The organism is Paenibacillus sp. MBLB1832, from assembly GCF_032271945.1.
Classification (GTDB): Bacteria; Bacillota; Bacilli; order Paenibacillales; family NBRC-103111; genus Paenibacillus_E; species Paenibacillus_E roseopurpureus.
The window spans coordinates 3,489,226-3,502,688 of the sequence record NZ_CP130319.1 but is presented as its reverse complement, the minus strand read 5'-3'; the positions used below and the strand labels follow the sequence as shown (position 1 = coordinate 3,502,688).

The window sequence follows — 13,463 nt, the reverse complement described above, 5'->3', positions numbered from 1 at the left end:
TTGTTCCAGAAACCATACGATAATAGACATTAGGAGGGATTCTAATGTCTATTTTTTTTGAAGAAGATCAAGGTATTTTCCATTTGCAAAATAGCCAAATGAGCTATGTCATTCAACTTATTAATCATGCGTACCCAGCCCATGTGTACTGGGGCCGTCCGATTCGATCAGGTCAATTGGGTACGATTATTCAATACACAGAACGCGCTTCCTTTTGCCCGAATCCAGTGAAAGGAACCAGGCTGATATCGTTTGACACGCTTCCACAGGAGTATCCAGCGTATGGGACAAGTGATTATCGTGAGCCTGCTTATCAGGTTGCGCTGCCGAACGGTTCAACGATTACAGAGCTAGTGTATGACAAGCATCGCATTCTGCCAGGTAAACCAGCGCTTGTTGGTCTGCCTTCCACCTATGTCGAGGGAGATCAAGAAGCAGAGACATTAGAAATCGAACTTGTTGATCGCGTAGCAGGTTTGCGTGCCATTTTGTCCTACACGATTTTTGCCGATCATGCGGCGATTACTCGCTCTATACGTTTTGTGAATGAAGGGAGGGCTGATCTGAAGCTGCTTCGTGCATTAAGTATGAGCGTCGACTATTCGCATGCAAATTGGGATTTGCTGCAGCTCTCTGGCAGCTGGGCACGGGAGCGTCATATTGAGCGCAGACCGCTTGCTCCTGGCAAGTTGACCGTAGAAAGCCGCCGCGGCGCAAGCTCGCATCAACATAACCCGTTCGTCGCGTTGCTCGCTAAGGATGCGAATGAGGACTACGGTGAAGTGTACGGCTTTAACCTCGTGTACAGTGGGAACTTCGCTGCGCATGCAGAAGTGGATCCTTTTGCGACAGCCCGTGTTTCCATCGGGATTAATCCTTTTGACTTCAGCTGGCTGCTAGAGCCAGGTGAGCAATTCCAAACACCCGAAGCTGTGATGGTGTACTCGAGTGGCGGACTCGGCGACATGTCGAGAACGTACCATCGGTTGTATCGGACGCGCCTGTGCCGCGGTGAGTTTCGAGATCAAGTGCGCCCTGTATTGGTGAACAACTGGGAAGCTACTTATTTCAATTTTGACGCGGATAAAATTGAGAGCATCGCTCGTGCCGGCCAAGAGCTGGGTATCGAACTGTTCGTGCTTGACGATGGATGGTTCGGCAAACGAGACGATGACACGACCTCCCTGGGAGATTGGGTTGTCGATAAGGCGAAGCTTCCAGGCGGTTTGGAAGATCTCGCTCAGCGTGTGAATAAGCTGGGGCTCTCGTTTGGCCTTTGGTTTGAGCCAGAAATGGTGTCGCCGGAAAGCGATCTCTACAGGAAGCACCCAGATTGGTGCTTGCATGTCCCTGATCGCCGCCGCACAGAAGGCCGCGGGCAACTGATCTTGGATTTCTCGCGCGCCGATGTGCGTGAGGGGATTATGGCGATGTTGCGCAACATTTTGAGCAGTGCACCAATCACCTATGTGAAGTGGGATATGAATCGGAATATGAGCGAGATAGGGTCGGCTGCACTTCCGCCGGAACGTCAACGAGAGACCGCTCATCGGTATATGCTAGGCTTGTATGAAGTGCTCGAAGCCATCACGTCAGAGTATCCGCACATCTTGTTTGAGAGCTGTTCAGGCGGCGGAGGCAGGTTTGATCCAGGCATTCTGTATTACATGCCGCAAACCTGGACAAGCGATAATACGGATGCCGTGTGTCGTCTGAAAATCCAATATGGGACTAGCATGGTCTACCCCGTTAGCTCTATGGGCGCTCACGTATCCGCTGTGCCCAATCACCAAGTTCATCGCATAACGTCCTTAGAGACGCGCGGCAATGTCGCAATGTCGGGGAACTTCGGCTATGAGCTCGACCTCACGAAATTCACAGAGGAAGAGAAAGCAATTGTCTCGAAGCAAATTGCCGAGTACAAACAAATTCGCCCGTTGGTCCAATTTGGCGATATGTATCGTTTACTGAGTCCGTTCGAGGGGAATGAAACCGCGTGGATGATAGTCTCCGAGGACAAGACACAAGCGATGGTCGTATTCGTTCGCGTTCTTGCTGAACCGAATGCGCCGCTTGCGACACTGCGCCTCAAAGGGCTGAACCCTGACTTCGACTATCGAATCGAAGGAACAGATGGCGTATACCCTGGTGACCATTTGCTATATGCAGGTTTATCAGTCGCTGGTCTCCACGGCGACTTCCAGAGCAAAATCTGGCTGCTGGAGCGATTCTAATTAGAACCATTTTAAGCTATGATAGGTGATAGTTAACGATTTCCATAAGGTGAGAGGAGACGAATCACTATGCTGCAACGACCAGGTCAAGACGAATATGCATCCTTTTATACGGGGTACATCCAAGTAGTTCCAGAAGGGGATTATGTGTCCATTTTGGACGAGCAGGAGAAGGCTCTTGTTGCGATGTTCTCCTCCTTACAGGAAGAGCAGGCGCTTTCAGGTTATGCGCCAGGCAAGTGGAGTTTGAAAGAGGTTCTTGGTCATATCACGGACACAGAACGAATAATGAGCTATAGACTGCTGCGAATTGCCCGCGGCGATCAGACAGATCTGCCAGGCTTCGATCAAGATGTTTTCATTGCCCATTCGAACTTCGATGGGGTGGCGTTGAAGGATCTTATTCAAGATTTCCAAGCTGTACGACAAGCGACGCGCGCATTGCTGCCGACGATTGCAGACGAAGCATGGACGCGTTTTGGCACAGCGAATACATTTCGAATTTCAGCCCGTGCGATTGCATTCGTAATCGCTGGTCATGCTCAGCACCATTTGAACGTGGCGGAGCAGAAATATTTATAAAAAGTGTTAATAAGTAAAAAAGCCTGAAATCCATTGGATTTCAGGCTTTTTTTAATAGAGAGATAACGCGAGTGAGTCGCGTTCATTCAAGGAGTGAAGGATCGCTTCACAGCCAACAATCTCGATCGAGATGATCGAATCCAAGCATTTCTTCAGGGTAGCTCTGCCCTTCGTTACTTTCGCCTCAAGTGCGGATTTCAGCAGATTGAATTTCTTTCTATTTTTCTCATCGGAGTATACGGGCACAGGTTTGTTGTGAATCGTAATAAACATTTTCATGAGTTCCACCATCCTAAGAATTGGATATGCCTCTAGCATATCGGAATATTATTAATAGAACCTTAAAATAGTTTTACAATTTTAAGACAAAAAAGCGAGTTTGCTATGTAAATTCTTCTATATAGACAATACGGATGAGATTGCGGATTTGTTTCATGTTTTTCAATGAAAAATTGAATATTTTGTGAAATTTATTGGTGCAATTACGTGTGATGCATCTGTTGACGGTACGTCTTTGGCGAGATGCCGAATCGATTTTTAAACGCACGGTGAAAATAAGGATAAGAGCCGAAGCCGCAGCTTAAAGCAATTTGTTCGAGGGACATCGAGCCGTCGCGCATGCGTTCAACCGCGCTGGTTAAGCGAACTTCGGTCGCGTATTGGATCATTGTTTTCCCGAAGTACTCTTTGAATAAATGAACGGCCCGAGAAATGCTGAGCCCAACGTGCTCCGCTACATCCTCAACTTTAAACGCCGCGGTCGCATGCGCTTCAATAAACCGCTTCATTCGTGTGCCAGTAAACGGGCGTCCCTGCAAGGTGAAGGTTTCTGTCGCCGCACGCTCCAGCGAAACGCATAGCGCTTGCAGCAAGTATCCGCTAAGCTCCACGTTTTCCTCTTCCATTCTCCGTTTCTCAAGAATCATTTGCCGCCACAGAGAGATTAATCGAGGATCTAAATCAATGCGGCTGCAGGTCGGCTTGGCGCTGCGGCTCCACCAGGCATCAATCCAGTCCCCTTTGCAAAATAAGTAATAATCGCCGCTGGCGATTTTGAGATCGGGTTGCGCGGATTCCTGTTCAATGCGTAATTCGTATGGCGCCCCTGGCGGGAATAATAGCAATGTACCAGCTTCAATCGGGACCATGCGGCCGTCAACAAGTGCTTCACAGCTGCCTTCGGTTTGTAATCGAAAAAGATAAGTTTGAAGTCCAGATTTTGCACTGTTATAGAACGGCTCCATGTGAAAAGAATAGCCGCAAGTTAATAGTTCTGCATGCATAAGGTTCGCCTTTCGTAGCCAAATAAGAGATGTTTTAATTATATCGTGAATGGTCAAAATAGGCCAATCTCGTTTATACTAGTGTTAGGTTCAATTAAACGAATTCATTCTATGAAAAGAGGCGAACAAATGGGACGTTTAGGAATAGGTCTTCAATTGTACACACTTAGAGATGATATGGCACGTGACATGGAAGGAACACTTCGTCATGTTGCTAAGTTAGGATATGAAGGTGTTGAGTTCGCAGGGTACTACGGGATGCCAGCTGAGCAATTGAAAGGGCTTCTTGATGAGCTTGGTTTGAAAGCTTTCGGAAGCCACATTAGCTTGGAAAGATTCCGTAATGACTTCCAAGGTGAGATTGATTACTTGAAAACGATCGGTGCGAAATATGCGATTTGTCCATACGTTGGTGCAGAAGAGCGTGAATCCGTTGATCAATGGAAAGCACTGATCGCAGAATGCCAAGCATTAGCGGTTGAAACCCAAAAGCAAGGCCTTCAATTCCTTTACCATAACCACGATTTCGAATTCCATTATAAAGTGGAAGATGAGTTCGTTTTTGATGCGATGTATGCGGGTAACGATGCCATCAAAGTGGAAATGGACGTGTGCTGGGTGAAATTCGCGGGTCAAGATCCTCTTGCCTATATTGCGAAATATGCTGGCCGTCTGCCGCTAGTTCACTTCAAGGATTTCTCCAGAGATGAAGAAGGGAAATTGGTTACATTGGAGCTAGGGCTTGGTGAAGTTCCGCTTCCAGAAGTGATTCAAGCTGCTGAAAAAGCTGGCGTAGAATGGCTAGTAGTGGAACAAGATCACTGTCAGAAAGCACCTCTAACTAGCATTGAAAACAGCTTCAACTGGGTAAAAGAGAACTACCTGAACGTTCATAACTAATTCATTCATTAATTCATAATAGAGGAGCATTTCACGCATGAGCAAAATTAAAGTTGCCGTTATCGGCTGTGGTTCCATTTCCAAACATCGTCATATCCCAGAATACGCATTGAATGCCAATGTTGAGCTGGTTGCTTTTGTTGATCCTGTGATCGAAAGAGCACAGCATTATGCAGAACTTCATGGCGGTAAAGCGTACAGCAATTATGTGGATATGCTAAAAGCCGAAAAAGTTGACGCGGTAAGCGTATGTACACCTAACTATTTGCATGCTGAAATCTCGATTGCCGCGGCAAATGCGGGCGCTCACGTGCTTGTTGAGAAACCGATGGCAACTTCCGCTGCTGAATCGGAGGCTATGATCGAAGCTGCGAAGAAAAATGGTGTTTTCCTGATGGTTGGCCACAACCAACGCTTGATGCCTCCGTCTGTGAAAGCAAAAGAAATCTTGACGTCGGGCAAGCTTGGCAAAGTACTTACGTTCCGCACATCGTTCGGTCACCCAGGTCCTGAAGGCTGGAGCGTTGACGGACGTGAGAGCTGGTTCTTCCGTAAAGAAGAAGCGCTGATGGGCGCAATGGGCGATCTTGGCGTTCACAAATCCGACTTGATCCGTTGGCTGTTGGATGATGAAGTGGCACAAGTTGCCGCGTTCGTAGGTACCCTGCATAAAGAAGGTACAGACATTGACGATAACGCAACATGCTTGCTTCGCATGAAAAGCGGTGCAACAGGTTCTTTGGTTGCGAGCTGGACGTACTACAAAGGTCAAGACAACTCAACGGTTCTCTGGTGTGAGAATGGCGTTATCAAAATTGATACAGATCCGAACGATCAAGTAATCGTTGAGCTTCGTGATGGCACCGTAGAGCGTTACAAAGTGGGTCAAGTAGCAACGAATGAGAAACAAACAACTAGCGGTGTTATCGACGAGTTCGTCGCATGCATTGTGAACGGCCAAGAACCGCGCATTTCTGGTGAAGAAGGCTACCGCGCGCTGAAAGTCATTTTGGCTGCATTCGAATCCGAAGCGACGGGTAAAATTATTAATCTGTAAGCTTCGAATAAAATAAGCGATCAGCAAAGAGCCCTCATTCTCAACTAGAGAATAAAGGGCTCTTTTGTGTATCATTTTAGCGGCCGCCGATATCAATCGACACCGAGTTCGATTTTCCAATGATCGTTTCTTTAGAGTCTTTCACATTCACTTGAATGTCCCAAAGTCCGGCTTTAAGCAGTGCGCCATCAACGACAGCTGTTGCGGTATGCTCGTCTTTCCAAGTCGTTGTCAAAGGCTTGCCATTCAAGGTGACATACCCTAATGGAGGGATGTTGCTGCCTTGCACGGTCAACGTGATACTACTGCGACCAGATAGATCGAGAGAGTCAGCCTCAACTTTATCCAACGTAATCGGGCCAAAGCCAAGCATATATTTTGGATCGATAATCGGTGTTTTGTAATCCTTATATGCATGGCGATCTCCGAACAAAATATCATATTGAAGCGTCTCGTAATCTTTCAGATCTTCCCCTTTGATATTCATTTCCTGGTAGTGATCTTTTGGTGGAATGACGGGATACTTCTTAGCCAATGCACTCAAGAAATTCGTGTAATAATTGCCTTGTTGACCAGACAATTCAATCAAGTAAGGTCCAAGGAACGAAGGGCTAATGTTCAATTGATCTTTGCGCGTCTTGTCAATATTGTTCCAAACGACTAATGGCACGCTGTACATTTTTTTCAAGAAATCAGGATCATCTTTGCCGCTAATATACTTTGTGTCGATGTAAGTTGCATAATCATCGCCCAGCGCTGGTAAATGATCGCCCCAGAACGCGATAATCGTTGGCTCGCCTTTTTTCTCATAGTACTCAACTAATTCTTTCAACATACGGTCAGAACCGTTAATACCTTGCGCTAGCGTCTCCAACATCCCGATAGATGAAGGCGAGAAGTTACCTGTGACGTCGAACGTATTTTTCGGGAATTTCCCTGGGTAGAAATGGAAATGGTTTTCCATCGTATTGGCAAATACGAAGTCAGATCCAGCGCTTTGCTCGGTGGCATGAATTATGTTCGCCGCTACTTCGCTGTCCGCAATATAAGGCCCAGAATAGTTAGGCTTGAAATACTCGATCGGAATATATTTAGAGAAACCGAAATCTTGATAAATTTTATTACTGTTAAAATACCAATTGTAGAAAGGGCTTATCGCCGTTGACGTGTAGCCTTGACGTGCATAAATACTCGCTAACGAATCTACTTCATTAGAAATGTATTGATTGTAAGCAATGGAACCTTGAGGCAAGAATCGCATCGAGTTCCCTGTTAGAACTTCGAATTCCACGTTGGCTGTACCTCCGCCATATTGTGGAGAGAGCATCGTTCCGCTTGTGCCTTCCTTCTGCAACTTGTGGAAGAAGGGAATCGGGTCTTGGCTGAATTTGGCGCCAGGGATAACGGTAGGGTCCCAGAACGCTTCACTTAAAATGACAATGACATTTGGTTTAATCGGCGTGCTAGAGTCACCAGCTTTGACAGGCGGTGGCGAAGCATTCACAATCGCTTCAATGGCTTTATCGTCATAGCCTTCACGCTTGTCAGAGAACATCGATCTCGTGTTCAAAACGGTTGCTAATGCATATCCATTTGTTTTGGTATTCTGAGCTTGATTCCATACCGCGGCTTCAATGCCGAACCATTTCTGAAGGGGCAGCGGCAGATCCGTGTAAACTGCCAAGAACATAAGCAAAGCAATGCCAGCTAGAATTCCTCGTTCTTTTAAAGCTACTTTTTTAATAAACATGGATGTACGGTAGAGCAATAGATAACTGCCGACGATAAAGATTACGATGACGGACAGGACGTTTATTGTCAAAATGTTAGAAATATACTTCACCATATCCGAACCTTCGCCAGCGACGGCAAGATCCCATGGAGTTAAAGGGACTCCTAAAATTTTGAGTTTTACACCGCTAATGAGCGCCACAATGATTAACAATACGGCGATCACCCAATAAGCGATGCGAGTTCTACCAATGACTGCGCTCATAAACAGGAGCAAGCTTACAACAATCCATTCATTGAAAAGCAACGCCAGAATATGTTTGTAGCTCCAGCTTATCATTTCAATATAGTTCCCGCGGCTCAAGATTTCCATGATCAGAACGGGAATAAGGGCGAGAAGTAGGAGGGGCAGTCTGCGCCGAACTTCAAATAACACTTGTGCAAGATGTGGTTTCATAGTTTCTCCTGTACGAATAAGATGAATGCAGTGGAACAGCCATTATTATACCATGCATTTCGACATTATTCGATGGTATCTCTATGAAATTGAGCGGTGAAGGCAGGAAAAAGGTGGTTATCTCCAGAATATTTTAAGATAGATAAATAGAGTAGGAGGGGACTCACAAATGGCGAAGGAGCAAGTGCAAGTAAGACGACAAGCAGTCATCCAGATGCAGCATCGGAAAATGACCAAGAGCATGTTTGTTCGGCGTGGTTTGTTTCTATTTCTCGGTGCCGTGTTGATGTCAGTTGGGCTAGAAATTTTTCTAGTGCCTAACAAGATTATTGATGGAGGCATAACGGGGATTTCTATTATTTTATCGTATTTGTCACATGTTCAAATTGGTGTGTTCTTAACCTTACTTAACATCCCGTTCTTATTTATTGGATATAAACTAATCGGAAAAACGTTCGCATTATCAACGCTTTTCGCCATTCTGGTGATGTCAGTGGGTACGTACTTACTGCATCCGGTGAAAGAGCTGACGAATGATCCGTTATTGGCTGCCGTATTCGGCGGGATTATTCTTGGCATTGGCGTAGGGATGGTCATCCGTTTCGGAGGGTCGCTGGACGGCACCGAAATTATTGCGATTCTTGTCTCGAAGAAGATCCCGTTCTCTGTAGGTGAGATTGTGATGTTTTTCAACTTATTCATTCTAGGCAGTGCTGGATTCGTCTACTCGTGGGATCGTGCGATGTACTCATTAATTGCGTATTTCATCGCTTATAAAATGATTGATGTCACCATCGAAGGTTTTGATGAGTCGAAATCGGTTTGGATTATCAGCGACAGCTTTCGACAAATTGGGGAAGCGATCTTGGACCGTTTAGGACGCGGTGTGACGTATTTGGAAGGCGAAGGCGGATTTTCGGGGGATAACAAGAAAGTCATCTTCTGTGTGATTACGCGGCTGGAAGAAGCGAAGCTGAAGTCCATCGTGGATGAGCTGGATCCGAAAGCATTTCTTGCGGTTGGCAATATCCACGATGTGAAAGGCGGAAGATTCAAGAAACGCGACATCCACTAATCGTTGGATTTTTCTTTCTCGATAGTCTCCACATGTTGTGCATTTCCTCGATCAAACAAACCCAAACTGCGCAGTAGCTGAGCAGCGTCTTTGCTGCTTGGGCTGCCTAACTTCTTTAGAATATGCCCCACATGAATTTTAACCGTCCGCAACGAAATATAGAAAGAGTTCGCGATTTCCGTTTGTGTGTGACCTTGATCAATCAAATCCAACACCTGCAGCTCGGTAGGCGTGATGAGGTCACGAACTTCTTTAATTTTGAATTGAAGCTCCAATTTTTTGAGTCTTCGAAACTCCTCTCGCATCTGTTCGGCGACAGCTGCATTGATGGCAGATTGCCGCGCATGAGCAGCCCGAATAATGCCAGGAATCTCTTCGAATTGTGATTTGATCTGGTAATCGATGGCGCCAGCCTGGAAAGAACGGAAGATGAAATCCTTCGTCTCCATGGACGTTAACATGATGACTTTCGCTCCCCACATCGTAAAAGCAAGCTCCGCGAGTTCAATGCCCATCGGTTCATTTTGCAGCATAATATCCATGAGAACGACATCTGCCAGCGCTTCGTCGGTGGTCAATAGGGCTCTCGCCGTTTCGGCGGTTGAGCGGCATGCGACAACGTTCATATCACCTTGGCGATGCAAATAATCCGTAAGACCTCGCAGCCAGTCAGGATCATCTTCAACAATAAGGACGCGAATCGGTTCCATCCTGTAATCTCCTCTCAATCGATATGACAATTACTTAAGCTGACTTGGAAAAGTTAGATAAACGCGTGTACCAACGCCCCATTCACTGCTTATTTCCAGGCTGCCTTTGTGCTTTTTCATCACGCTATAACAATACGCAAGGCCAAGTCCAAAGTTGTTCCGCTGTCCGCCTTTGGTGGTAAAGAATGGCTCAACCGCTTGTTTCAGTACGGATTTGTCCATACCTGCCCCCGTATCTGTAATCAGAATAACGACATTCTTTTTATTAGGAATTGCGGAGATCGTCAACTCGCCTTGACTCCCCATCGCTTCAATCGCATTCATTAAAATGTTTGTCAATGTTTCCGTGACTTGAATGTGATCTATGCGGAGATTAAGTTGGTCCGGAAGCTGCAATTGAACGCGAATAGCACCTAAATGTGATCTGAGTGAGTCAAGCACATCATGGATGAGCTGAATCATGTCGATCTGAGTGAAGCGCAGCGGCAGTTCCTGAGTCTGTTCATGGACGCGGCTAATCATTTCACGGATATGACTGGATGCTTTCATGACAACTTGAATGTCCTGAACAAGTTCGTTTTGTCCAGTTTCTATGGCGTGTTGGTGCATTTTCTCCAAGAACAAGCGCATTTTACCTACATCATTCTTAATCGCATGATTAAGGATGGCGGTGCCTGATGTGATGGCGCGCAGCGTGGAATCTAGTTTTCGTCGTTCAATGAGCAAGCGAATTCCGAGGAACCCATATTTGAAAAACGTAAAAATAAAAAAAGGTACAACAAACGCTAAAATCCATACATGATAAACCCATAAGCGATAGAAGCCAAAGCTGGGCATGACGTAATTAAGGACCCCCACAGAGAGAATGGGTGGAAGCAGCGCTAGACAAGTAAACAAATGCGTTCGTTTCATGGCAGGTAATTGCTCTCTTTTTAGCATAATCAGAAGCGCACCGACTGCAATATAAGGAAAAGCCCAAGCCGTGACAACGGGGAAGTCGATTGGCATTTCCTCTGTATACCCATGCGTGAAGAGTAAGCAAAGGATTGGTGGAACAAGCATAAATAAGGGCAGCCAGGTGCGGACAAAAGGCTTTTGCCAATGGGTTTGATACGCTAAGGCCAGCATGCCGAACGAGTAAGGCAATCCGTAATAGGAAAGCAATGAACTAACGCTCATCCATCGATACGTCAGTGTGACGACCGAGGAATGGGGGGCAGTCTGTTGGAAGTAAGGTAATAGGTAGGCTGAAATGACGGCCGCAAGCGCGCCTGATCCACCTGTAAATGCGACGGCACTCATCCAGCGCATCGTACGAGAACGAGGATCTACGATCAGAAGACCAATGGAGATGCTCCAAAGAGCAATAAGAACAAAGAGCATGCTATCCTCCAACCATGTAAGTAAGAATAGTTTTATTTTGGCATGGTGTAATCGATTGCACAAGAGGGTTATTGCGAACAACTGGGAGGAATTAGGAGGGATGCCTCGAAAACATGTAGGAAGAAAGGAGTGATACGTTATCGAGAAGAAACACAGGAAATGGAAAGCTATATTAAAACTAATAGGGAAAATTATCATAACGCTTATTTTTATAGTCATCATCACGGTTATTTTATCGATTGCAGCGGCGGTTGCCGCTGTTCGCATGCAGCCCGATTTGATCGAGAGTATGAATGCGATATCCAAAGATCCATTTTTTATGAAAGCAGCCTTATGGGCGCAGATCGTCGGATTTATAAGCGGAGTCTTGCTGTCTTTTTATGTGTTTGAGCGTAAAAAAGGGTGGAAGCTAGGATTCGGAAGTCGGGGCTTTCTACGCAAGGGTGGAGAGGGATTAGCCTGGGGAGCTGGGCTGATTACGTTAAGCGGCATCTGTATTTGGTTGTTTGGCGGAATTCTAATCGTGGAAACTCATTGGAGTTCATCAACGGCATATGAAATCGGAGCAGGTCTCCTACTTTTTATTGGTGTAGCGTTGAATGAAGAGTTATTTGCACGCGGTTATCTACAAGGTCTTCTAAAGCATCAGTATGGTGTAAAAACGGCGGTCACCGTCTCGACGTTGATATTTGCATTCTTGCATAGCTTTAATCCCGGGATGTGGAGCTCTCCCATTCCGTTCATCAACCTCGTATTGGCAGGACTTTTACTGGGGCTAAGCCGAGAGTTTACAGACAGTTTGTGGATGCCTGTGGGACTTCACTTCGCCTGGAATTTCATGCAGGGCTGTGTGTTTGGTTTTGATGTTTCTGGCATTGAGATGTCTTCTCTGATTAAGACAACCACGCAAGGAGCTGATCTCATCTCTGGCGGTAGATTCGGGGCCGAGGGTAGTGTAGTCACTAGTTTTATTCTTGTGCTTGGTCTCATTATGATTTATAACTATTATCAAACACGAAGTGCCATCCAGCGTATGGGACGTGCACCTGCAGGGCACGAAGGAGGACATAACCATGAGTCAATATGAAATTGTACATAGTGAGTGGGAAGGGGAGTCAACACTTCAACTCGTTGACCATCACAATGAAGCCGTGGCCGAAGTTATACCGGCCGTCGGATTCCATCTGTTCCGCTTTGATGTGCGGAACAAGGGCTATATCGCGAAGCCAGCCGCCTTGGCGGAGCTTCGCGTCAATTCTTCGCGCTACGGCGTGCCCATTCTGTTCCCGCCGGGGCGCGTCAAAGAGGCCGCCTTCACCTTCGACGGCCGCAAGTACCAGCTCCCTGCGAATCGGGAGCCGGACCATGCCCACGGCCAGCTGCGCGAGCGGCCGTGGAACGTGATCGCCAGCGGCGCGGACGCGGCTGGCGGGGCGTATGTCTCCGCGGAGTTCGACATCGCGGAGACCCCGGACATGCTGGCGTATTTCCCGCACGCCGCATGCTTTCGCTTCACGTACCGTCTGAAGGAAGGTACGCTGTCACTCAGCGGTGAAATTACCAATCGAGGCGGCGATACGATGCCGCTCTCGCTTGGATTTCACCCGTACTTCGCTTTTACGGAAGGCGAAGCCAGCCGCGTGCGAGTGACCATTCCTGCTGAGGCGGAATGGCCGCTTACCGCGGGAGGCTTCGCAGCAGCGGGGCCAGCGCCTTCGCCGCTCACAGCGGCTCTACAGCGCGGCGCGGTTGTGAGCGAGCTGCCTGGGTATCCTGGGGGTTCGCAGATGCTTAGCATCGCGCCTGGCCCGCAGGTGTGCGAGGTAGCGTATGAAGCTCGCGGCACAAAGCTTATTTTTGACATGGGTGATCAGTTCCCGATCCATGTGCTATTTACGGCGCCATGGGCGAATGCGGTGTCACTAGAGCCTTACACCAGCATTATGAACGTATTCAATGAAAGCTTTGCACCAGAAATGTCAGGTGCGCAAGGACTTGATCCAGGTGCTGTATTCACATTCGAGTGGTCCATTCGGATCGAGAGTCTCTAA

Annotated in this window: 12 protein-coding genes; 7 read left to right on the top strand and 5 right to left on the bottom strand. The window is 47.0% G+C overall.

The genetic code is table 11. The features are described from left to right. Positions 1 to 44: 44 nt before the first annotated feature. Positions 45 to 2,234: an alpha-galactosidase gene (locus MJB10_RS15865; protein WP_314796166.1), complete on the top strand. Its 2,190-nt coding sequence runs from the start codon at positions 45 to 47 to the stop codon at positions 2,232 to 2,234. Positions 2,235 to 2,303: 69 nt separating this feature from the next. After that, on the top strand, positions 2,304 to 2,816 hold the full coding sequence (locus MJB10_RS15860) for a DinB family protein (RefSeq protein WP_314796164.1): 513 nt from the start codon (positions 2,304 to 2,306) through the stop codon (positions 2,814 to 2,816). 51 nt (positions 2,817 to 2,867) lie between these two features. Here the strand turns inward: MJB10_RS15860 and MJB10_RS15855 are convergent, their stop codons facing one another. Together MJB10_RS15855 and MJB10_RS15850 are read right to left on the bottom strand one after the other, a co-directional pair. Continuing rightward, a complete protein-coding gene (locus MJB10_RS15855; RefSeq protein ID WP_314796162.1) occupies positions 2,868 to 3,095 on the bottom strand; it encodes a 3-dehydroquinate dehydratase in 228 nt (75 codons plus the stop codon). A gap of 203 nt (positions 3,096 to 3,298) precedes the next feature. Further along, positions 3,299 to 4,060: an AraC family transcriptional regulator gene (locus MJB10_RS15850; protein WP_314796161.1), complete on the bottom strand. Its 762-nt coding sequence runs from the start codon at positions 4,058 to 4,060 to the stop codon at positions 3,299 to 3,301. Positions 4,061 to 4,228: 168 nt separating this feature from the next. Here MJB10_RS15850 and MJB10_RS15845 point away from each other — a divergent pair, with 168 nt between their 5' ends. After that, on the top strand, positions 4,229 to 4,999 hold the full coding sequence (locus MJB10_RS15845) for a sugar phosphate isomerase/epimerase family protein (RefSeq protein ID WP_314796158.1): 771 nt from the start codon (positions 4,229 to 4,231) through the stop codon (positions 4,997 to 4,999). Positions 5,000 to 5,036: 37 nt separating this feature from the next. Next, positions 5,037 to 6,056 (top strand): Gfo/Idh/MocA family protein, encoded by a 1,020-nt coding sequence (locus tag MJB10_RS15840; RefSeq protein WP_314796157.1) that lies wholly within the window; start codon positions 5,037 to 5,039, stop codon positions 6,054 to 6,056. A gap of 76 nt (positions 6,057 to 6,132) precedes the next feature. Here MJB10_RS15840 and MJB10_RS15835 read toward each other — a convergent pair whose 3' ends face one another. Beyond that, positions 6,133 to 8,244, bottom strand: coding sequence for an LTA synthase family protein (locus MJB10_RS15835; RefSeq protein WP_314796155.1), 2,112 nt, complete (start codon positions 8,242 to 8,244; stop codon positions 6,133 to 6,135). Positions 8,245 to 8,458: 214 nt separating this feature from the next. Between MJB10_RS15835 and MJB10_RS15830 the strand changes: the two genes are divergently transcribed. Beyond that, entirely contained in the window at positions 8,459 to 9,319 is an 861-nt protein-coding gene (locus tag MJB10_RS15830; RefSeq protein ID WP_314805678.1) for a YitT family protein, read from the top strand. Here MJB10_RS15830 and MJB10_RS15825 read toward each other — a convergent pair. Both MJB10_RS15825 and MJB10_RS15820 read right to left on the bottom strand, forming a co-directional pair. Next, entirely contained in the window at positions 9,316 to 10,029 is a 714-nt protein-coding gene (locus MJB10_RS15825) for a response regulator transcription factor (RefSeq protein ID WP_314796152.1), read from the bottom strand. The two genes, MJB10_RS15830 and MJB10_RS15825, sit on opposite strands and share 4 nt — an antisense overlap. A gap of 30 nt (positions 10,030 to 10,059) precedes the next feature. Next, on the bottom strand, positions 10,060 to 11,412 hold the full coding sequence (locus tag MJB10_RS15820) for a sensor histidine kinase (protein ID WP_314796150.1): 1,353 nt from the start codon (positions 11,410 to 11,412) through the stop codon (positions 10,060 to 10,062). 265 nt (positions 11,413 to 11,677) lie between these two features. Between MJB10_RS15820 and MJB10_RS15815 the strand changes: the two genes are divergently transcribed. Together MJB10_RS15815 and MJB10_RS15810 are read left to right on the top strand one after the other, a co-directional pair. Continuing rightward, a complete protein-coding gene (locus MJB10_RS15815; protein ID WP_314796148.1) occupies positions 11,678 to 12,499 on the top strand; it encodes a CPBP family intramembrane glutamic endopeptidase in 822 nt (273 codons plus the stop codon). Then, the gene (locus MJB10_RS15810) at positions 12,486 to 13,463 is read left to right on the top strand and encodes an aldose 1-epimerase (RefSeq protein ID WP_314796146.1); all 978 of its coding nucleotides are present in this window, start codon (positions 12,486 to 12,488) and stop codon (positions 13,461 to 13,463) included. Before MJB10_RS15815 ends, MJB10_RS15810 begins: the two co-directional genes overlap by 14 nt.